Source organism: Acinetobacter sp. AYS6, assembly GCF_025630795.1.
Taxonomy (GTDB): domain Bacteria; phylum Pseudomonadota; class Gammaproteobacteria; order Pseudomonadales; family Moraxellaceae; genus Acinetobacter.
In genome coordinates this window covers 586,854-607,284 of the sequence record NZ_JAOTNV010000005.1, presented here as the reverse complement: position 1 = coordinate 607,284, position 20,431 = coordinate 586,854, and the positions used below count along the sequence as shown (strand labels likewise).

20 protein-coding genes are annotated in these 20,431 nt (G+C 37.6%); 9 read left to right on the top strand and 11 right to left on the bottom strand.

Annotation, left to right across the window (positions count from 1 at the left end):
• Nucleotides 1-21 precede the first annotated feature (21 nt).
• On the bottom strand, nucleotides 22-165 hold the full coding sequence (locus tag OD757_RS07620) for a hypothetical protein (protein WP_263031439.1): 144 nt from the start codon (nucleotides 163-165) through the stop codon (nucleotides 22-24).
• Between the two features lie 57 nt (nucleotides 166-222).
• Here OD757_RS07620 and OD757_RS07615 point away from each other — a divergent pair, with 57 nt between their 5' ends.
• Nucleotides 223-813 (top strand): SPOR domain-containing protein, encoded by a 591-nt coding sequence (locus OD757_RS07615; RefSeq protein WP_263031438.1) that lies wholly within the window; start codon nucleotides 223-225, stop codon nucleotides 811-813.
• 29 nt (nucleotides 814-842) lie between these two features.
• On the opposite strand, the gene oxyR is transcribed toward OD757_RS07615, so the two are convergent.
• The 4 genes from oxyR to rubA form a co-directional block, all read right to left on the bottom strand.
• Nucleotides 843-1,751: a LysR family transcriptional regulator OxyR gene (gene oxyR, locus OD757_RS07610; protein WP_009386334.1), complete on the bottom strand. Its 909-nt coding sequence runs from the start codon at nucleotides 1,749-1,751 to the stop codon at nucleotides 843-845.
• A 6-nt stretch (nucleotides 1,752-1,757) separates the two neighbouring features.
• Entirely contained in the window at nucleotides 1,758-2,702 is a 945-nt protein-coding gene (gene estB, locus OD757_RS07605; RefSeq protein WP_263031437.1) for an esterase EstB, read from the bottom strand.
• Nucleotides 2,703-2,755: 53 nt separating this feature from the next.
• Nucleotides 2,756-3,937 (bottom strand): rubredoxin reductase RubB, encoded by a 1,182-nt coding sequence (gene rubB / locus OD757_RS07600; protein WP_263031436.1) that lies wholly within the window; start codon nucleotides 3,935-3,937, stop codon nucleotides 2,756-2,758.
• Nucleotides 3,938-4,031: 94 nt separating this feature from the next.
• Nucleotides 4,032-4,196: a rubredoxin RubA gene (rubA, locus tag OD757_RS07595; protein WP_000760495.1), complete on the bottom strand. Its 165-nt coding sequence runs from the start codon at nucleotides 4,194-4,196 to the stop codon at nucleotides 4,032-4,034.
• Nucleotides 4,197-4,631: 435 nt separating this feature from the next.
• Here rubA and OD757_RS07590 point away from each other — a divergent pair, with 435 nt between their 5' ends.
• Nucleotides 4,632-5,072: an SRPBCC family protein gene (locus tag OD757_RS07590; RefSeq protein WP_263031435.1), complete on the top strand. Its 441-nt coding sequence runs from the start codon at nucleotides 4,632-4,634 to the stop codon at nucleotides 5,070-5,072.
• 52 nt (nucleotides 5,073-5,124) lie between these two features.
• On the opposite strand, the gene OD757_RS07585 is transcribed toward OD757_RS07590, so the two are convergent.
• Nucleotides 5,125-5,613, bottom strand: a complete 489-nt coding sequence (locus OD757_RS07585) for a YqiA/YcfP family alpha/beta fold hydrolase (protein WP_009386608.1) — start codon at nucleotides 5,611-5,613, stop codon at nucleotides 5,125-5,127.
• 258 nt (nucleotides 5,614-5,871) lie between these two features.
• Between OD757_RS07585 and lysS the strand changes: the two genes are divergently transcribed.
• The 5 genes from lysS (at nucleotide 5,872) to cysN (ending at nucleotide 11,969) form a co-directional block, all read left to right on the top strand.
• Nucleotides 5,872-7,401 (top strand): lysine--tRNA ligase, encoded by a 1,530-nt coding sequence (gene lysS, locus OD757_RS07580; protein WP_263031434.1) that lies wholly within the window; start codon nucleotides 5,872-5,874, stop codon nucleotides 7,399-7,401.
• A 186-nt stretch (nucleotides 7,402-7,587) separates the two neighbouring features.
• Nucleotides 7,588-9,033 (top strand): capsule assembly Wzi family protein, encoded by a 1,446-nt coding sequence (locus OD757_RS07575; protein ID WP_263031433.1) that lies wholly within the window; start codon nucleotides 7,588-7,590, stop codon nucleotides 9,031-9,033.
• A gap of 292 nt (nucleotides 9,034-9,325) precedes the next feature.
• Nucleotides 9,326-9,424 (top strand): hypothetical protein, encoded by a 99-nt coding sequence (locus OD757_RS07570; protein WP_016141897.1) that lies wholly within the window; start codon nucleotides 9,326-9,328, stop codon nucleotides 9,422-9,424.
• On the top strand, nucleotides 9,417-10,325 hold the full coding sequence (gene cysD, locus OD757_RS07565) for a sulfate adenylyltransferase subunit CysD (RefSeq protein WP_000140408.1): 909 nt from the start codon (nucleotides 9,417-9,419) through the stop codon (nucleotides 10,323-10,325). The genes OD757_RS07570 and cysD overlap by 8 nt, the downstream gene beginning before the upstream one ends.
• Before the next feature lie 30 nt (nucleotides 10,326-10,355).
• The gene (gene cysN / locus OD757_RS07560; protein WP_263031432.1) at nucleotides 10,356-11,969 is read left to right on the top strand and encodes a sulfate adenylyltransferase subunit CysN; all 1,614 of its coding nucleotides are present in this window, start codon (nucleotides 10,356-10,358) and stop codon (nucleotides 11,967-11,969) included.
• A 52-nt stretch (nucleotides 11,970-12,021) separates the two neighbouring features.
• Here the strand turns inward: cysN and OD757_RS07555 are convergent, their stop codons facing one another.
• Nucleotides 12,022-12,570 carry a DUF2239 family protein gene (locus OD757_RS07555; protein WP_263031431.1) on the bottom strand — a complete coding sequence of 183 codons (549 nt, stop codon included), beginning with the start codon at nucleotides 12,568-12,570 and terminating at the stop codon, nucleotides 12,022-12,024.
• Between the two features lie 222 nt (nucleotides 12,571-12,792).
• On the opposite strand from OD757_RS07555, the gene OD757_RS07550 reads away from it, so the two are divergent.
• A complete protein-coding gene (locus OD757_RS07550; protein ID WP_004793963.1) occupies nucleotides 12,793-13,305 on the top strand; it encodes a hypothetical protein in 513 nt (170 codons plus the stop codon).
• A 40-nt stretch (nucleotides 13,306-13,345) separates the two neighbouring features.
• Here the strand turns inward: OD757_RS07550 and OD757_RS07545 are convergent, their stop codons facing one another.
• From OD757_RS07545 to OD757_RS07535, 3 genes are all read right to left on the bottom strand, one after another.
• A complete protein-coding gene (locus tag OD757_RS07545) occupies nucleotides 13,346-14,683 on the bottom strand; it encodes a CitMHS family transporter (RefSeq protein ID WP_009386577.1) in 1,338 nt (445 codons plus the stop codon).
• A gap of 567 nt (nucleotides 14,684-15,250) precedes the next feature.
• Nucleotides 15,251-16,576: a hemolysin family protein gene (locus tag OD757_RS07540; RefSeq protein ID WP_009386551.1), complete on the bottom strand. Its 1,326-nt coding sequence runs from the start codon at nucleotides 16,574-16,576 to the stop codon at nucleotides 15,251-15,253.
• 110 nt (nucleotides 16,577-16,686) lie between these two features.
• A complete protein-coding gene (locus OD757_RS07535; RefSeq protein WP_003653025.1) occupies nucleotides 16,687-17,676 on the bottom strand; it encodes a LysR family transcriptional regulator in 990 nt (329 codons plus the stop codon).
• Nucleotides 17,677-18,263: 587 nt separating this feature from the next.
• On the opposite strand from OD757_RS07535, the gene OD757_RS07530 reads away from it, so the two are divergent.
• Nucleotides 18,264-19,868, top strand: coding sequence for an isocitrate lyase (locus tag OD757_RS07530; protein WP_009386610.1), 1,605 nt, complete (start codon nucleotides 18,264-18,266; stop codon nucleotides 19,866-19,868).
• Between the two features lie 60 nt (nucleotides 19,869-19,928).
• Here the strand turns inward: OD757_RS07530 and OD757_RS07525 are convergent, their stop codons facing one another.
• Entirely contained in the window at nucleotides 19,929-20,399 is a 471-nt protein-coding gene (locus tag OD757_RS07525; protein ID WP_009386611.1) for a copper resistance protein NlpE, read from the bottom strand.
• Nucleotides 20,400-20,431: the final 32 nt, after the last annotated feature.

Genomic DNA, 20,431 nt, shown 5'->3' with positions numbered 1-20,431 from the left:
GCCGACATTTTGTCGGCTTTTTTAATTGACTGAAATTAAAAGTAATTTAGTTAGTTTTTCTAAATGGTTGCTGGATAAACGATAATAATTTGAAGCACTGCAATATGTTTTGAAAATATGTGATTTTTTACATAAAACATTGAATTTTAAAAATATACAAATCACGAGAAATCTACTTTAATACGCCGCATTAAATATACTTAACTTTGGTAAATAAATAAGATGCAATGCTTTATTAGAAGTTTACTTATTAAAATACTTTTGGGGATAATACCAGTGACCGCTTATGCAGAACAGAAGTGTTATGGGGATATCATCGTATTTCAAAGATTTGATGATCAAGCGATATATCCTTATTTTATAAATTCTTCTAATGATAAAACCAAAAAAAGTGTAGAGAAAAATCAAACATTACTCATCCAAAAAAGAAAACAAAAACAAGATGAGTTGTTAGCCCAAAAGAAAGTTGAAGATGTCCACACCAAGAAAGTAGAAGAAAAGAAAAATTTTGACAGTAAAAAGCAACTTGATGCAGCTGTCGCTAAAGAAATCTTGGAAAATGGTGAAAAGAAATGGATGGTACAAGTTGCATTAGCATCTAATCAAAATAAGGCAAATACGGTTCAGTCGCAGTTAGAAGCAAAAGGGTACAAGGTTGTAACCAGTGCAACGACTAAAGGCATACGAGTCATGGTAGACCCTGCAAATGACTATGCCATAGCACAAATTATTAGAGAAAAAATTATTGCTGATAATAGTTTGAATATGCCATCTGCTTGGGTGTTTAAGTGGGCATCCTTAACACCTCAATAAAATAAAAAGGAGTCCGAAGACTCCTTTTTTTAATCATGTAATCTTGTCGTAATTTTCTGCATAATTTGCAGTAATACATCGAACTCACTTTGTAACGGTGTACTTTTACGAGTCACTAGCGCTAAGGTACGGCTCGGTGCATCTTCAATTGGTTTTGCAGTAATCTGATCATTAAACTTGATCATACTATTTTCAATTGCAATTTCTGGTAAAAGCGTAAAGCCTAAATCAGAAGAAACCATTTCAACTAACGTTGGTAAAGAACTTGCTTTTAAACGGTTGTCGTTTTTACGCTCGCCGATAGGGCACGCACTCAAAACGTGGTCACGTAAACAGTGACCTTCTTCAAGCAAAATTAATCTTGATAAATCAAGATCATCTAGAGAGTTTGCTTGAAGAGCATTCGCATCTTGTTTACTACATACAAGGTACAAGTTTTCTTTCGAAATTTCAGCGACTTTTAGGCCTCTCGTGTCAAATGGTAGGGCAAGAACGATCATGTCTAAATTACCATGTTCTAAACGCTCTACAATTTTTTCACTTTGTGCTTCATGCAAATGCAGCTGAATTTTAGGTAACTGCTGATGCACTTCATCAAGTAATCGTGTCAGGATAAAAGGTGCAATGGTTGGAATAACACCCAAATGCAAATCACCCGTTAACGGCTCACTCATTTCACGGCTCAAACGCATTAAATCTTGAGCATCTGCTAGTAGTACACGGGCACGAGCAACGACTTGTTCACCTAAAGGTGTTAAACGCACATTCTGACGATCACGTTCTACCAGAACGCCACCTAATAACCGTTCAAGCTCCATAATGCCGCCTGATAGCGTCGATTGAGTGACAAAAGAGCGGCGTGCTGCTTCAGTAAAATGCAAAGTTTCCGACAACGTAACTAAATATGATAGCTGTCTTAATGAGGGTAATGCAGCCATAGTGTCCTAGTCTGATGATTTAAAATGATGCGCAAATAAACCGCTAAGCTGTGGAATAAAATGTGCAGGGATATCATGCCCCATTCCATCAATTAATTCAAACTTAGCACCGGGAATTGCTTTTGCTACAGCCTTACCGTGGCTAGGCGGAAGTAAGCGATCGCGAGAGCCATGTAAGACTAAAGCGGGTTGCTTAATTTCACGGTCGAGTTGTAGTAAGGAGCCTGTACATAATATTGCTAAAAACTGTTGAAGTACACCAGCAGGATAATAGCTACGTTGATAAAGCTTACGCGCGGTTTGCATTGCTTCAATCTGGTTGATATAACCAGGTGAACCAATCAGTTGAAATAGTTTTAAACTATGATTAACAATACCTTCTTCGTCACGTGTCTCGGGTTTACCAATTAAACTCAAAAGTTGTTTCGGAAAAGGAGGCGGTAAAAAAGGCTGGTTATTGCTTGTAAACATAAGCCCTAATTTTTCAACCTTTTCTGGATATTTTGCTGCAAGAATTTGAGCAATCATACCACCCATTGACGCACCAATCACATGCGCTTTGGTCACGCCTAAACGATCAATGAGCATGGATACATCATCTGCCATATCATGCAGCGTATAAGGTGCACCCTGATTAGTTAGACCCAGTGCAAAGCGGCCCATCAATTTGACGGTATTTAAGCGTTTACCTTCGTGACGTACTTTTGAAGAAAGGCCAATATCACGGTTATCAAAACGAATAACACGAAATCCTTGATCAATCAGCGATTTACAGAAGAAATCTGGCCAAAAAAGCATTTGAGCACCAAGACCCATAATCAGCAAAATGGTTGGATGTTCTGGTCTTCCACCTACTTCTACATGTAATTCAATGCCATTGCCTAAGTTGACTTTGGTTTCTTGCATGAAAGATGTGTACGGTGAAATGTTAAACTGTAAGGCGCTATTCATGTTATTCATTCCTTAAAGGAATACTCTCTAACCGAGTATTCCTGATACAAACCTTATGCTTGGGCTGGAATAAGATCTGGAACAAGCTTTGTTAAAGTTAAACGTTGTTTACCTGCGGTCGCACCTAACAATACAAAACCACGTAATGTTCCGTCATTGTCAATTGCTTTGGCAAGCATACCATCGTCGAACTCTTCTGTTTCCCAGTTCACTTCTACATCAACTGGCGCTGGCAAAACTGTAAGTGGAGCAGCCGGCGTTTTTACTGCAACTGGCATAGCAGGGTAGTGCACAGCAGTTTGTTGTCCACTGAGGGTTTTTGCGAGGGCACGAGCCTGTTGCATAATCGGCATAACATATGGAAGTAAAGTACCGTTTACCTCTGCGCAATCCCCAATTGCATAAATGTCTGCTTGATTTGTTTCCAGTAAACCATTGGTAATAATTCCACGGCTCGTTTGAATATCTGCACTTTGAGCTAGTGAGATATTTGGCTGTAAGCCAATTGCAGAAAGAACAATGTCAGCAACCAATGTTTGTCCGTTTGCGAGTGTTATCGCATAATCTTCACCGTTATTAATTTTACTCACTTTTTCAACGGTTGTGCCTAACGCAAATTTCACCCCAGCTTCCTCAAGATTTTGCTGAAAAGCAGAAGCAATATGTCCTGGAAGTAAACGACCTAATGGTTGAGGAGCTAAATCAATCACAGTAATATCATATTCACTATGAAGTAAGTCGTTAGCAAACTCACAACCAATTAAACCTGCACCCAAAATAACAACACGTTTGTCTTTGCGCTGAGCTAGATTTTCACGAAAAGCGCGGTAATCACTCAATGAGTTCACGACATGAATGTCATCGCTACCATCACCTGCAATTGCAAGACGAATTGGGTTGGCGCCCACGGCTAAAATCAGTTTAGAGTAGGGTTGCTGCGAAGTTACACCATCCTTCTCAAGAACAAGCTCATGGCGTTCAGCTAAAATCTCTTTTACATAAGTAAAAGGCTCAATACGCATATTGAGTTGAGTACCCATTTTAGCAGCATCACCTAAAGCAATTTGTTCAGGTGCTTTTTTACCTGCAAACGCATTTGATAATGTTGGTTTTGCATAGTTCACTGCATCATCCGCACAAATCATCACAAGTTCTTGCTCTGGGCTAAGCTTACGGAACTCACGTGCTAAGGTATAACCCGCCATGCCTGATCCGATAATGACGATAGGATGCATTTTTTTCTCCAGAGTTAGAATTATTTATTTAATACGGGGATTGGTAATATTCGTAAAAAAGACCATGTCAATCATGGCCTTTTACTTTACGTTCTTAGATTTCGATCATTTCGAAGTCAGCTTTTGAAACGCCGCAATCAGGGCAAGTCCAGTCATCTGGAATATCTTCCCATTTTGTTCCAGCTGCAATGCCGTCTTGTGGCCAACCTTCTGCTTCATCATAAATCCATCCACAAACGATACATTGATATTTTTTCATGAGACTCTCCGCACTGATAAGTTTGCTCAAAGCTGCCTTTCAGTAAAACTATTCCATCTATTAATAATGTAACTACGATCCGGTCAATAATAACCAATGTGCCTTTGATCGGATATCAAATTTTTACGCAGTTCTACATTCAAAGTAAAGTAAATAACGGAGTTTAATCATTCGTAAGCAAAGATGAATGGCAGGTTAGGACAAATAACTGGTTATTTAGGCAAAACTTCACCATAAACTAATAATAACTAATGCATTCTTACAATTAATTTTATTTGTGAAAATATCATGAAATAAAGAGTACCTGATTATTTAAAAGATTCATCTCATACGAAAGCCAAATAACAACAAACTACATTGCTATAGAATGTCATTATTAAAACCGAAAATTAAAATTTGCTGTCATTTAGACGGTATAAATCAGGGAAGTAAAATATGGAAAATTTAGAATATGAAGTGGAAATTGAGGCTCCTATAGAAAAAGTCTGGGACTTACTTTGGAATAGTGAGACATATAACGCTTGGACGAAATTCTTTGCACCCGATTCTTCTATGCGTACTGACTGGCAAATAGGAGGTAAAACTTATTTTCTTGACGGCGAAGGAAATGGGATGGTTTCTACAATTGAACAAATGCAAAAACCGGAAGTATTGATTTTTAAACATTTGGGAATGATTAAGGAGGGGAAAGAAGATTTGGAAAGTGAAGAGGTTAAAGGTTGGAGTGGCTCCTTAGAAAAATATTTTTTAACTCAGAAAAATAATATAACCACTTTAAAAGTTGAATTGGCCACCTTGCCTGAATATATGGGCATGTTGAAAAGTGGCTTTGTCCAAGGTTTTGATGTGGTTAAAAAAATGGCAGAAGCAAAATAGAGCTTCATTTATATATCTATAAACCAGTTTTTTATAATCAAACGATAGAAATCTAGGCCAAATATTTTTTATAAATTTTCATAATCAGATCATTAATCCGCGAAGGATAGGCCAAGCGATGATGTCCACCTTCAAAAGTTTCGATATTCATATAAGGAGCAAGCTTTTCTTGAACGTGGTACATATCAAGTTGCTCATCTCCTAATTCTAAATAAGCCATTTTAGGATTAGAGAGAATGAGTTCTTCTTCAGAAAGTTGAGGGTAGTCCGCCCGAAAATTAGGGTTAAGACTTGGATTTGCCACAATAACAGCTAACTTATGTTGAGCCGCAGTTTTTAGTGCCCAATAGCCACCAATGCTATGGCCCACCAATAAATCTGGTTTAATCGTCTGAATAGCCTGATGGTAAAAGTACTCAACAGATGCATAACTTAAGTTACGATAATCGACGTCAATACAAAATTTTTCAGGATGTAAAATGGCATGGAACTTTGTCGACTCACGCGAAGAATCCAAGCCATGTAAAAATAGAATTTTCATTATTTACGACACAATCTCATTGATAAAATAAAAGGCAAATAGGGCCTTTTGAATATCGAGGTTATTTGGATTTTTTTATATTTTACTAAATGTTTTAAAAAATGATCTTAGCGATTGGTCTAAGTCATTTTGCTCTTAAAAAGCAGTGTTCGTTTCTATAAAATTGTCTTTTTTCATTTTTGTTTGATTGAAATCATTCGAAAAACTCCCGCAATCTGTTAAGATATGGCACTTAATTTTTACTTAATCGAGGCAGAGATGACGCAACAAAACGCTCAATCGACTTCTGAACCAACTATTTCCGAAAACGATTTAATTGCACAGCGTCATGCCAAATTAAAGCAAATCCAAGATGTTGCGAAGGAAACTGGAAAGAGTCCTTGGCCAAATACGTTTAAGCGTGAACACTACGCTGCTGACCTACAAGAACAATTTAAAGATCAGTCGAAAGAACAAATTGAAAGCGCTGAGCATGTTTATGTAAAAGTTGCTGGTCGTGTCATGTTAAACCGTGGTTCTTTCATGGTCATTCAAGATATGACAGGCCGTATTCAGTTATATGTTGACCGTAAGGGTTTACCAAAAGATATTCTTGAGACTATTAAAGGTTTAGATCTTGGTGACATTATTGCTGCTGAAGGCTATATCGGACGTTCAGGAAAAGGTGACTTATATGTTCACCTTGAAGGTTTTGAACTTCTTACAAAATCTCTTCGTCCGTTACCAGATAAATTCCATGGCTTAAATGACACAGAAGTTAAGTATCGTAAACGTTATCTTGACTTAATTGTGAATGAAGAAACACGTAAAACTTTTGAAATCCGTGCCAAAGTAGTTGCTGGAATTCGAGCATTCTTAAACAATGAACGTTTCATGGAAGTTGAAACGCCAATGATGCATGTGATTCCGGGTGGTGCATCTGCGCGTCCGTTTGAAACACATCACAATGCTTTGGATATGCCTTTATTCTTGCGTATCGCACCTGAGCTTTATTTAAAACGCTTGGTTGTTGGTGGTTTTGAACGTGTGTTTGAAATTAACCGTAACTTCCGTAATGAAGGTGTTTCAACGCGTCACAACCCTGAATTTACGATGATCGAGTTTTATCAAGCTTACGCTGATTATAAAGACTTGATGGAATTAACTGAAAACATGCTTGAAAAGCTGGCTTTGGATATTCTAGGTACAACAGATGTGCCTTACCAAGGTGAAGTGTTTAGCTTCAAGGGGCCATTCAAGAAAATCTCTATGTTTGATGCGATTTTAGAGAATAACCCACAATTTACGCCAGAAAATGTTGGTGACCGTGAGTTCCTTGCTCAATTTATTCGTGAAGAATTAAAAGAACAAGTTAAGCCTGGTTTTGGTTTGGGTAAGCTTCAAACGATTGTATTTGAAGAAACTGTTGAAACTAAACTTCGTCAACCTACATTTATTACTGAATATCCTGCTGAAACTTCTCCACTCGCTCGCCGTAATGATGACAATGCACATATTACTGATCGTTTTGAGTTTTTCATTGGTGGCCGTGAGTTGGCAAATGGTTTCAGCGAGTTAAATGATCCAATTGATCAGGCTGAACGTTTCCAAGCCCAAGTTGCAGAAAAAGATGCTGGTGATGATGAAGCAATGCATTACGATGCAGAATTCGTTGAAGCGCTTGAGTATGGCTTACCTCCTACAGCTGGTGAGGGTATCGGTATTGACCGTTTGGTTATGTTATTTGCCGATGCGCCAAGTATTCGTGATGTAATTTTATTCCCTCATATGCGCCGTAAAGAAGGTTAATCTTCTTTAAAGAAAAAAGGCAGTATTTATACTGCCTTTTTTTATAACTTTTATATCTCAAAAACTTACCTATCTATACTAATCTTAAGATAGCGTTAAAAAATGTAATTGCACAGTTTAACAATTGCAAATTTGTGATAAAAAATTTAAGGTGTTGCTCATAAATAACTTTGAGAATTGGCTGGCATGTTTCTAAGAAAAACACTTTCGATTGCAATATTGGCAACTGCTTCATCCGCTATTTTTGCACAAGGTTTAGTGCTAAATAATGAGGACTTACGTACAGATTTAAATTGGTTGAATCAACAAGGTGTTATCAACATTAGCACTTCGACTTGGCCGTTAAGTGGTGATGAAATCCAGAGAGCTCTTTCTCAAGCACAAGTGACACATCCAGCTCAACAAAAAGTTATTAATTCAGTTCTTAATGCATTAAAAGCAGATAATAATACGGTTAAAGTCGGGGCTTTTGCTGAAACCGATAGTAAAAATATTCCACAAGCATTCGGTGATAGCCAAAAAGCTCAATATCAAGGTTCTTTAGAGTTTAATGCAGGTGGTGAAAACTGGGATGCAAAAATCCGAGTAAATGCAGAAAAAGACCCACAAATTGATAATGGCCAAGATGTGAATGTTGAAGGTTCATATGTGGCTGGTAAACTTTGGAATCAGTGGGTCGTTGCGGGACAAATTCCAACATGGTGGGGTCCCGGCCATGATGGTAGCTTAATTCGTGGTGATGCTAGCCGCCCAGTTTATGGTGTAACGGCACAACGTGCTGTACAAAATGCTTTTGATACAAAATGGTTATCTTGGATTGGGCCTTGGCAATATCAAGCTTTTGCTGGTCAATTAGATGACTATAAATCTGTCCCAGATGCCAAGTTAATTGGATTACGTGTAACTGCACAACCATTACCATATATTGAGTTGGGTGCATCGCGTGCTATTCAATGGGGTGGTGATGGACGTCCTGAAAGTTTTAGTTCTTTATGGGATGCATTTGTCGGCAATAAAGATAATGGCGGAACGGGTGAACCAGATCCATCAAACCAAATTGCTGGCTTTGATGGTCGCTTATTATTGCAACCGCTATTTCAAGTTCCAGTTAGTATATATGGACAATATGTAGGTGAAGATGAAGCGGGTGGTTTACCTTCTAAGAAAATGTACTTAGCCGGCGTAGACTATTCATCTAGCTATAATAACTTGCCTTATCAACTTTATGCAGAATGGGCAGATACACGTACTAATGGTGATGTAAGAGGTATCTCTTATGCTCATTCAACTTATAAAGATGGTTATTACCAACATGGTTACCCATTAGGCCACGCGATGGGTGGTGATGGACAAATGTACTCAGTGGGTGGAGATATCCGCTTTGATGTCATGAACCGTTTAAGTGGTCGTGCTATGGTAGTTAAAGTTAACCAATCTAATTTGGCAATCAATAAAGCATTCCCTAAAGATGATGAAATTAAAGCGCTTGATTTAACTTGGACGCATTTCATCAAACCTGATCTTCCATTAAAAATTAATGGATGGGTAAGTGATTCGGATCTTGAAGGTAATGATGCAGGTGCATCTATTGGTATTGAAATTCCATTAGACCGTAAAATGTTCGGTTTCTAATGCTTAAATAGATCATGTGTCAGAAAAGAGAAGCTATCAAGGCTTCTCTTTTTTTATGGTTTTTAAAGAAATCTAAAGAGTAGATCATGATTTGCTTAAGTTAGCTACACAAGTTACGATTGCTAAGTTATGGATGTGAATCAGCATATTACATGCATATGATGAAATCGAATATCAATATGAAAAAACAAGCAAAAGGAATCGGTTTTAAATCACTATAATGCATAACTAATGCTATAAGCCATATAAAGGCTTGTGGTTAGATTATCTATCACGAAAAATTGGAGTTGTTATGGCACTCGTTCCTCCACATGGTCTTCTAGGTGGTGGTTTAATACCACTTCTAGATTTTATGGGCAAAATGGATAGAGAAGGACGTGTTCATGACTGAATCAAGACTCACACATCTCAAGCAACTTGAAGCTGAAAGTATTCATATTATCCGTGAAGTGGCTGCTGAATTTGAAAATCCGGTCATGCTTTACTCAATTGGTAAAGACTCTGCGGTAATGCTTCATCTTGCGTTAAAAGCATTTTATCCAGCGAAACTTCCATTTCCTTTATTGCATGTAGATACAGGCTGGAAGTTTAAAGACATGATCGCGTTTCGCGATAACATGGCAAAAACGCATGGCTTTGATTTAATTGTTCATCAGAACAAAGAAGGTCGTGAAGCTGGAATTAATCCATTCGATCATGGTAGTTCAAAATATACAGATATTATGAAAACCCAAGCTTTGAAACAGGCTTTGGATAAATATCAATTTGATGCTGCTTTTGGTGGTGCACGCCGTGATGAAGAAAAATCACGTGCGAAAGAGCGTGTTTATTCATTCCGTGATAGTAAACACCGTTGGGATCCAAAAAATCAACGTCCGGAACTTTGGAATCTTTACAATGGTAAAGTGAACAAAGGTGAAAGTATTCGTGTATTCCCTTTATCTAACTGGACTGAGTTGGATATCTGGCAATATATCTATTTAGAAAATATTCAAATCGTTCCTCTTTATTTCTCTGCTGTTCGTCCAGTCGTAGAGCGTAGCGGTACGTTAATCATGGTTGATGATGAGCGTATGCGTTTAAAAGAGGGTGAAGTTCCACAGATGAAGTCTGTACGTTTCCGTACGCTTGGCTGTTATCCATTAACTGGTGCAGTTGAGTCTGAAGCAGATACGTTACCTGAAATTATCCAAGAGATGCTTTTAGCCACGAGTTCTGAGCGTCAAGGTCGTATGATTGACCATGATGAAGCTGGCTCAATGGAAAAGAAAAAGCAAGAAGGCTATTTCTAAGACAATTTCTAAATTTGTGGAGTTTGAGCAATGTCTCATCAATCAGAATTAATCAGTCAAGATATCTTGGCCTATTTAAAGCAACATGAACAAAAAGACCTGCTGCGCTTTTTGACTTGCGGTAACGTAGATGACGGTAAAAGTACTTTAATTGGACGTTTACTCTACGACTCAAAATTGATTTATGAAGATCAATTACAAGCCGTAACGCGTGATAGTAAAAAAGTAGGAACCACGGGTGATGCACCAGACTTGGCATTACTTGTAGATGGTTTGCAAGCTGAGCGTGAGCAAGGTATTACCATTGATGTGGCTTACCGCTATTTTTCAACGGAAAAGCGTAAGTTTATTATTGCTGACACACCTGGGCATGAGCAATATACACGTAACATGGCAACAGGTGCATCAACTGCAGACTTGGCAATTATCTTGATTGATGCGCGTTATGGTGTGCAAACACAAACGCGTCGCCATACTTTTATCGCAAGTTTACTTGGGATCAAAAACATCGTTGTTGCAATTAACAAAATGGATTTGGTTAAGTTCTCTGAAGAACGTTTTAACGAAATTCAGATTGAATATGATGCTTTCGTAAGTCAGATAGGTGATCGTCGTCCAGCCAATATTCAATTTGTACCAATTTCTGCTTTAAATGGCGATAACGTGGTAAATGCTTCTGAGCATACACCTTGGTACAAGGGTCAAACCTTGATGAGTATTCTTGAATCAGTGGAAATTAGTCGTGAATCAAATAAACACGAATTCCGTTTCCCTGTTCAATATGTGAACCGTCCTAACCTGGATTTCCGTGGTTTTGCAGGTACTGTTGCTTTAGGTGAAATCAATGTTGGTGATGAAATTGTTGCATTACCATCAGGTAAGCGCTCAACAGTTAAAGAAATTGTCACTTTTGATGGAAACCTTGAGCAGGCTGTTGCGGGTCAAGCTGTTACATTAACTCTAAATGATGAAATTGATATTAGCCGTGGAAACGTTTTAGTACGTGCTGGTGAGCAACCATTAATTTCCCGTAGTGTTCGTGCTTCAGTGGTATGGATGAATGAACATCCGCTTGTGAAAGGTAAGTTGTACAACGTTAAAATTGGTACACAGACCGTTCCTGCTAAAGTGACTGCAATTAACTTCCGTGTAAATGTGAATACATTGGAGCACACGCAAGTTGAAGAACTTGAGTTAAATGCAATTGCAGACGTGGTAGTTGAGTTTGATGCGCCAGTGGTATTTGATCAATATCAAGATTCAAGATACACAGGTTCATTTATTTTCATTGATCGCTTAAGCAACATAACTGTTGGTGCTGGTATGGTTGAAGCTGCTGTTGAATGGACTGCACATAGCAATCCTGTAACAGCTGAACACCGTGCTGCGCGTTTAGGACAAAAACCTGCGGTGATTGGGATTTCTGCACAGTTAATCGAGAAAGCTCAAGTTTTAGAAAGCTTATTGATCCAACAAGGTGTAGTTGCGATTGCAAAAGCCAACTTAACTGCTGAGCAAATTACTTTACTCCGTGAGACAGGTGTTGTTGTTATCACTACGGCTGTGGATGGTACAGATACAGAAGTTACTGCTGAAACCGTTGAAGAGGCAGCTGAAAAAGTTGTGGAATTAGTCCGTCTTTAATAGGCTGAATTGATTTTGAAAAAACCCGCGTAAGCGGGTTTTTTTATTGGGTTTAGAAAATACTTTGAGTTTTTAAAGTTAAATATTCTCTTAAATCTTTAGGATAGCTCTGAATCATCTTTAAAAATACATCTCGATCGCCTTGATATAAGGCGCGTGTTGCTTCCTCGTAATTTGGCATGTTGCCTAACATGGCAGACATAAAACGGTCGATGGCTTGTTTGGCGAGCATAATATTGCCTTCAGAATTTGGGTTATTTAACTCTTTATCAATTAACTTACGAATTACTGCTGATGCACTCGCACTTTGTTGATCTAACCAATCCCAATGTTTCTTCTGTAAAGTGATTTCACGCGAAATTACTCCCAGTTTAGGTCGTCCAACTTTCTTAGTTTCTTCGGGTTCAGCATAACGCTGTTGAAATTCTTGTTCGGAACCAGAAAGATCAAGATCAATTTGTTGACCTGTTTGATCATTAAAAATCAGAATATTTTCTGTTGTTTTCGAAAGATCTTTGATTTTTTTTGCAAGTTCAACTAGGGAGTCGCTCGCAATAAGCGTGCTTCCAGTGAAAGCAGTATAGGTGATTTTAGTATTCATTTTAGCCGTATATTTTTATCTGGGTAAAATAATATTATCAGGGTAAAACTATTTTGGCAAATAATTAAAATCATTACCAAAGAATTATTTGATTTTATGAGTGAAGTCTCTGAAGTTGGGACTATAAAAATAGTCAAGATAATAGGCTATTTAAAATTTTATTCTGCTTTGATATCGCTTTTATGAGACAATGTTTTTTTATTTTTGTGTATTAGGACTCCCATGATTGAGCAATCTCCTGAATCTTTAAGCGATATCGAAATTTTAGACATTTTACAGTCTATGAAAAAAGATAAGCTGGATACGGAAGCAAATGAGATTATCCGTAATGGGGGGAAAGCTGGGCGTCAAGAAGCACATAAACAGGCTTTAGTTGCATTAAATGCAAACTTTGAAGAAAAGTTTGTAGAAGCGGCTACGCTGGCATTAGGCTTGAATTCAGGTCAGGCGAAAAAGATTCGTTATAAAAAAGACCGTATCCGTATTTTTAAAGCACGTGGTATTGATTATTTGGCTATTGATGGTGCAGAAACCGCTCAGGTTTTAGCTCAAGTTGCTCAAGCGATTAGTCGTGAAGATGCGATCGTGACAGAAGGTCTACACAATATTTTTCCATTTTGGAAAGAAGGTTGGCCAATGGTTCAGTTTGATAATGCTTATAAAATTTTAGAAGAAGACATTACATTGCATTTTCAGATTGTGTTAGATCACTTAATTGAATATGTACAGAAATAAAAAAAGCCCCGATTGGGGCTTTTTTATTGCATATGAATAATTAAAGCGTGCTAAAGAGTGGAAAAACACCAATCACTAAAGCAGTACCCATTAATACCATACAAGTTATAAATGCCCACTTTAAAGTGAACTTTTGATGGTCAGCAAAATCGACTTTAGCAAGACCACATAACAAATAGGTTGATGGGACAAGAGGGGATAGTAAGTGTACAGGTTGACCTACAATCGAAGCGCGAGCAATCGCTTCTGCACTAATACCATAATGTGAAGCAGCTTCAGCAAGAATAGGTAAAACGCCATAGAAGAAAGCATCATTCGACATGAAGAAGGTCAAAGGCATACTCACTAAAGCTGTGATTGGTGCAAGATATGGACCCATGCTTGGAGGAATCATTGCGACGAATTCTTTAGACATCGCTTCAACCATACCAGTGCCAGATAAAATACCTGTGAAAATACCTGCTGCGAAAATTAGGCCCACAACAGCTAAGACACTATCTGCGTGCATTGCAATACGCTTTTTCTGCATATCAACATCTGGGTAGTTAATGAGCATTGCGATACAGAATGCTATCATGAACAACACAGACATAGGCAAAATGCCTTTAATCAAAGCAATCATAAGAAGGATTGTGAGCACCATATTTACTTTGCGTAAATGTGGGCGAGTCGCTTCAGGATCTTTCGATACGGTAATATTGTCACCATGGTGAGTTTCAAGCTCGATAACGCCTAAACGTTTTTGCTCGTAACGACCATATAAATATGCCAAGAAGAATAACCAGCCAATACTAATGACCATAGGAATAATCATGGGTACGAAAATGTGGCTTGGGTCAATTTGCAGGGCACTAGCAGCACGAGCTGTAGGGCCACCCCATGGCGTTAGGTTCATTACACCACTACATAACAGCATAAGTGCAGTCATGATGAGTGTATTCATTCCTAAGCGTTGATAAAGTGGCAACATAGCAGCCACACAAATCATATAAGTAGTTGATCCATCACCATCTAAAGAAACCATTGTCGTTAAGAACACGGTTCCCATTGTGATTTTTAAAGGATCGCCTTTAACCTTTTTCAAAATCCATTTAACCGGTGGATCGAAAAGACCTGCATCGATCATTAAGGCAAAATATAAAATTGCGAATAAAAGCATTACGCCAGTTGGCGCTAATTTTTTGATGCCATCCAGCATCATCTCGCTGAGACCTTTGAGTTCAATGTGACTTAAACTTTCAAAGTAGTGACCTAGGCCCCAAGCAATAAGAGAAAAAATAAATGGGATGAGAATTAAAGCAATAATAGGGCTTAAACGTTTGGACATGATTAAGTACATGAAGCACAAAATCATGCCAACACCAAGTAATGTCAGCATACAATCAATCCTTTGCCTATAGTTTTACTGAACAAGTTTATTCAAAACTCTGACCTTGGTTATTCTTATTAATTTTTATTAAAAAGACAAATAATATATTTAGTTTATTTGGTTAATATATATTCAGTTAGAGAGGTATATTTAGAGGAAATACTGAACATATATATTAAGATTATAGTAAGCATATAATAAATATAGTCCATTATAATGAAGTATAAAGGTTTTATAAAAATAGAAATTATATGATATTTTTTTTAATTATATGGGTTTTGATGGGTGAAATGAGAAGAAGAACCATTTAAAGACTTGCTTTGACCTAAGTTACATAAGTTTGCTGGGAATGTAAATGGGGGATCTATTGCTTTGTGTTAATTGAGGTATATAGATTATTCTATTATTTTTCAGTATTTAATATTTAATGTACGTGATAATTTAAATAATATACTTTTAGATTAAAAGCGCAAATTGGATTTATGAATCTAAAATAATTATTACATATATTTGAAAAATTTATTTAGATTAAAAAATACCCCACATAAAATTGTGAGGTATTTAAATTAATATAAATCAGTTTTCATCAATTGATGAATGTACTTCGCTTTGTTCTAAAATTCGAGTTACTAGGAGTTGGTCAATTTTAAAATGATCGACATCGACTACTTCAAACTTGTATCCACCAAATTCCACAAAATCTGCTGGACGCGGAATTTTGCGTAAGCGATACATCATGAAGCCTGCTAGTGTTTCATAATTTTCTTCATCAGGCATTTCATCAATTTCAAGTGCGTGTCTTAAGTCATCAATTGGTGTGCTGCCATCAATTAACCAAGAATTATTATCACGTTTAATAATTTGCTGGTCTTCCTCAATCGGGGTTACCCAGTCGCCCATAACCGTAATCATAATATCGCTTAAGGTAATAACCCCTACGACAAGCGCATATTCGTTTATAACAACCGCAAACTTTTCTTTTGTAGAGCGGAAACGATCAAGTAATTCCGAGAGGGTTAAGGTGTCCGGAATCATCAGGACAGTACGAATAGTTGACTCATTCAATTGAGTTGGGGATTGGTTGTTTAGAATACGAACAAGAAAATCTTTGGCATCAACGTAACCAATGACTTGGTCAATATTTTCATTACATACCAAAAATTTTGAATAAGGATATTCAGCCAATTTTTGACGAATGCTATCTTCATGTTCATTTAAAGTGAAATAAACAACATTTTCACGTGTTGTCATACTGGAAGGTACGTTGCGTTCTTCTAATTCAAAAACATTCTCGATAAAGTGATGTTCTTGTTTTTGCAGTACACCTGCTTGAGCGCCCGCATCCATTACTGCTGAAATATCATCAAACGTAATGTTGTCTTCTCGTGTTGTATTTACTTTAAATAAACGGAATAGCAGGTTGGCAATTGCGTTAATACCCCAAGCTAAAGGTTTGCAAACCTTAATAAATACCTGAATTGGATTAATAACACTAATTGCAATTTTTTCAGGCGCAATCATTGCCAAACGTTTTGGCATAAGATCGGCAAATAAAATAAAGAGTGAGGTCACTAAGGTAAAGGATAGGGCGAACCCGATCGTTTGTGTCCAAGGACCTGCATAGAAACGGTCCACTAAAGTGACAAAATAAGGACGAAAAGCAGCTTCACCCAAGATACCGCCTAAAATCGCAACTGCATTCAGGCCAATTTGAGAGGCTGCAAAAAAGTCAGCAGATTGTTCCTGTAAATCTAGTACTTGTTGGGCGCGTTCTTCACCCGCTTCGGCTAGAATTTTTAGCTTAACTTTTCTGGCACCAGCTAGTGCGATTTCAGTTAAAGATAAAAAGCCTGCTCCGATGATAAGCAGTACGATGATAATGATATTTTGAAAGAGACTCACAAATCACCTGAGGTTCATCATTATTATGACTATGTTTTAACATAAAAAAGCGCTGAGGTAATCAGATTGATTGCCCAGCGCCTGAAATCGACAATTAAATTAAAATTTATTTAATAGTGAGAAAATTGTGAATTGTTGGTTAGAAATTCACGGTTTTCCTCTTCAATCATTTGACGAGCAACAAATAAGATAAGTTGGCGCAGCCAGCGATGAGCAGGGTGGTGATGTAACAAAGGACACCAAGCCATTTTAAGTTCGAACTCTGGAATATAAAAAGGAGGATCCTTTATAACCAGTTTAGGATTTTGTGTTTGTAGGCGTGCCATCCGTGTTGGTAGGGTGGCAATAAGGTCTACGTTTTGAGCAAGTAATGCTGGCATCTGGTAGTGGCGAGTAAATACAGAAATTTTACGACGCTGACCAATACGTTCTAATGCTTGATCAATCCAGCCTAAACCACCTTGTTTGTCGGGGTTTACGCCAAAACCTACACCCATACCTGTTTTAGAAACCCAGATATGTTGTGCATCTAAATAGCTTTTTAAATTTAAATGAGTTACAGCAGGGTGTTTGTCGTTAAGAATACAGCTAAAGCTATCACGCCACACTAAAACCTGATGGAAGCTTTGCGGTATTTCATTAAATCTATTAATTGCGAGATCAACTTTACCCTGTTCCATATCTCTATAAGAGACATCACTTGGTGTAAGAAAATCAAGAACAACGTTTGGAGCTTCGGAGCGTAGGGCTTTGACAAGTCGAGGGACTAAAGTTGCCTCGGCATAGTCAGATGTCATAATGCGGAAAACGCGATTACTTGTATAAGGGCGGAATTCGGTACGGGGTTCCAAAATCATGGAAAGATCAGCAAGTGCATCGCGAATACGAGGTTGTAATTCAAGTGCACGTTCTGTTGGGGTCATCCCTTCAGAAGAACGGATAAGAAGCGGGTCATTAAATAAATTACGTAAGCGACGTAAAATATTACTCATAGCAGGCTGAGTTACCCCAAGTTGTTCGGCTGCGCGTGTAACATTTTTTTCACGAAGAAGTACATCAAGATATATTAATAGATTAAGATCTACTCGCTCCAGATTCATAAAAAAAATACCGAAAATAAAACCCTAAAATTGTTTCAAATTATGCCATATTTAATGATCATTGTGTGAAAAAATGATGAGAAAAACAACATTTTTTGTTTGAATTAAGTAGGGGTAAAAAGTACTTGAAAGGCGCGATATTATTGTCTTTGCTTAGTTTTTAAGTATGGAGATGAGAAATTGTATATAGTCATATACAACTAATCATTTTCTAGCATGAAAATTGACTCTTTGCATTGGCAAAAATAGCCTAATTTACAATTGACTTTTAAAGTTAGAAATGGCTAGAAAAACTTCAAAAATTGTATAAAAATAAGACTTACTAAGTTTTTAGAATAAAACTCTATACTCCTTTAGGATAATTTTATTTTTATAAACAAAGTGTTAAGGTTTTTGATTTTATCTATAATATCGATTTATTGGTATATTTTTTAAATAAATACTGAAGATTAATAAAGGATATTGGATTAATTGATTGGCTAAGTCTAAGCTGTGTTCATGAGGAAGCAGCTGGTGTCATAAGAAATTTAAGTACATGACTCTAGGCTTCAATCGATGAAATCCTAAAATGAATACAGGACAATATCATGACTACATATCAAACAGCGATTGATGCAGTACGTCAATTAAAAGCAAAATTCGGCAACACTTGGGCAGACATTAGCCCAGAAGATGCTGCTCGTATGCAACTTCAAAACCGTTTCAAAACTGGTTTGGATATTGCTAAGTATACAGCTGCGATTATGCGTCGTGATATGGCTGAATACGATGCTGACTCAAGCAAATATACTCAATCATTAGGTTGCTGGCATGGTTTCATCGCACAACAAAAAATGATTGCGAACAAAAAATATTTCGGTACTACAAGCAAACGTTATATCTACCTTTCTGGTTGGATGGTTGCTGCTCTTCGTTCAGAATTTGGTCCACTTCCTGACCAATCAATGCACGAAAAAACTTCTGTTCCTGCATTGATCGAAGAAATTTATACTTTCTTACGTCAAGCTGACGCAAAAGAATTAAACGATTTATTCCGTGCACTTAAAAAAGCACAAGAAGCTGGTGATACAGCTAAAGCGGCTGAAATCACTGCTCAAATCGATAACTTTGAAACTCACGTTGTGCCAATTATTGCTGACATCGATGCTGGTTTCGGTAACGAAGAAGCAACTTACTTACTTGCTAAGAAAATGATCGAAGCTGGTGCATGTGCGCTTCAAATCGAAAACCAAGTATCTGATGCGAAACAATGTGGTCACCAAGCTGGTAAAGTAACAGTTCCACACGAAGACTTCATCGCTAAGATCCATGCATTACGTTATGCATTCTTAGAAATGGGTGTTGATGAAGGTGTTATCGTTGCGCGTACTGACTCTGAAGGCGCTGACTTGACTCAAAAAATCCCAGTGGTTAAAGAGCCTGGCGACATCGCTTCTCAATACATCAGCTACTTAGATACTCAAGAAATTGACATTGCTGATGCTCAAGAAGATGAAATCTTAATCAAGCGTGATGGTAAATTACACCGTCCTAAGCGTTTACCTTCTGGCTTATATCAGTTCCGTCCTGACACTCAAATTGACCGTGTTGTACTTGACTGTGTATCTAGCCTTCAAAATGGTGCTGACCTTCTTTGGATCGAAACTGCGACTCCAAACGTAGAAGAAATCGCACACATGGTTAACCGTGTTAAAGAAGTTGTTCCAAATGCGAAGCTTGTTTATAACAACAGCCCATCATTCAACTGGACTTTAAACTTCCGCCAACAAGCTTACGACCGTTGGGTTGCTGAAGGTAAAGACGTATCGAATTATGACCGCGCTAAATTAATGAGCGCTGAATATGATAATACTGAATTAGCTGCTGATGCTGATGACAAGATCCGTACATTCCAAGCAGATGCTTCTCGTGAAGCGGGTGTGTTCCATCACTTGATCACACTTCCGACTTACCACACTGCAGCTCTTTCTACTCATGAGCTTGCACAAGGTTACTTCGGTTCTGAAGGTATGTTGGCTTATGTTGCTGGCGTACAACGTAAAGAAATCCGTGGTGGTATCGCTTGTGTGAAACACCAAGCAATGGCGGGTTCTGACATCGGTGATGATCACAAAGAAATCTTCTCTGGTGATAACGCTCTTAAAGCACATGATGATGCTAAAAATACAATGAACCAATTCGCAGCTCACTAAGAATTGATTTCAAAAGAAAACCCGCTCACATGAGCGGGTTTTTTTATTATGAAAAAATAATTATTTTTTCAATACATAATGCTCAGCTAAAGAGCCTTCAATTTTCTTACCTTCTGTATCTAAAGCAGTTGCTGTATTTTCACCAATAAAGAATTTACGGTTTTGAGATTTATCATCTAAGGTAATGACTGAAGTATTATCTTTGTCAAAAGTAAACGTACCATGAGTTTCAAATGGTTTTTTATCACCTTTGCCAAGGTAAGTTTCAGTCAATTCATAAGTTTTATCATCTTTTAACTCTAATTCAGTTTTGATACCTTCACAGTCTGCACATGGAAGAGTGCCTTTATATGTCCCGTCCCAATCTAATGAGTTTTCAGCCGTATGAGCAGTATCTACCGTGTTGTTATTTGCTTCAGTAGTTTGTGCTGGAGCAGAGGCTTGTGTTGTCGTGTCGGCTTTATTTTCATTTTTGCTACAAGCAACAAGAAGGGCACTTACAAGTGCAACTGATAATAATGTTTTTTTCATGATGATCTAAACCTCGGAAAATAAATAAAAAA

Bases quoted from the DNA above. Each gene is read 5' to 3' on its own strand.
- OD757_RS07550 (WP_004793963.1), top strand. From the start codon at position 12,793: ATGATTGAGCAATCTCCTGAATCTTTAAGCGATATCGAAATTTTAGAC.
- OD757_RS07570 (WP_016141897.1), top strand. From the start codon at position 9,326: ATGGCACTCGTTCCTCCACATGGTCTTCTAGGTGGTGGTTTAATACCA.
- rubA (WP_000760495.1), bottom strand. From the start codon at position 4,196: ATGAAAAAATATCAATGTATCGTTTGTGGATGGATTTATGATGAAGCA.
- OD757_RS07535 (WP_003653025.1), bottom strand. From the start codon at position 17,676: ATGAATCTGGAGCGAGTAGATCTTAATCTATTAATATATCTTGATGTA.
- OD757_RS07615 (WP_263031438.1), top strand. From the start codon at position 223: ATGCAATGCTTTATTAGAAGTTTACTTATTAAAATACTTTTGGGGATA.
- OD757_RS07545 (WP_009386577.1), bottom strand. From the start codon at position 14,683: ATGCTGACATTACTTGGTGTTGGCATGATTTTGTGCTTCATGTACTTA.
- OD757_RS07525 (WP_009386611.1), bottom strand. From the start codon at position 20,399: ATGAAAAAAACATTATTATCAGTTGCACTTGTAAGTGCCCTTCTTGTT.
- cysD (WP_000140408.1), top strand. From the start codon at position 9,417: ATGACTGAATCAAGACTCACACATCTCAAGCAACTTGAAGCTGAAAGT.
- OD757_RS07555 (WP_263031431.1), bottom strand. From the start codon at position 12,570: ATGAATACTAAAATCACCTATACTGCTTTCACTGGAAGCACGCTTATT.
- OD757_RS07575 (WP_263031433.1), top strand. From the start codon at position 7,588: ATGTTTCTAAGAAAAACACTTTCGATTGCAATATTGGCAACTGCTTCA.
- rubB (WP_263031436.1), bottom strand. From the start codon at position 3,937: ATGCATCCTATCGTCATTATCGGATCAGGCATGGCGGGTTATACCTTA.
- lysS (WP_263031434.1), top strand. From the start codon at position 5,872: ATGACGCAACAAAACGCTCAATCGACTTCTGAACCAACTATTTCCGAA.
- oxyR (WP_009386334.1), bottom strand. From the start codon at position 1,751: ATGGCTGCATTACCCTCATTAAGACAGCTATCATATTTAGTTACGTTG.
- estB (WP_263031437.1), bottom strand. From the start codon at position 2,702: ATGAATAGCGCCTTACAGTTTAACATTTCACCGTACACATCTTTCATG.
- cysN (WP_263031432.1), top strand. From the start codon at position 10,356: ATGTCTCATCAATCAGAATTAATCAGTCAAGATATCTTGGCCTATTTA.
- OD757_RS07530 (WP_009386610.1), top strand. From the start codon at position 18,264: ATGACTACATATCAAACAGCGATTGATGCAGTACGTCAATTAAAAGCA.
- OD757_RS07585 (WP_009386608.1), bottom strand. From the start codon at position 5,613: ATGAAAATTCTATTTTTACATGGCTTGGATTCTTCGCGTGAGTCGACA.
- OD757_RS07590 (WP_263031435.1), top strand. From the start codon at position 4,632: ATGGAAAATTTAGAATATGAAGTGGAAATTGAGGCTCCTATAGAAAAA.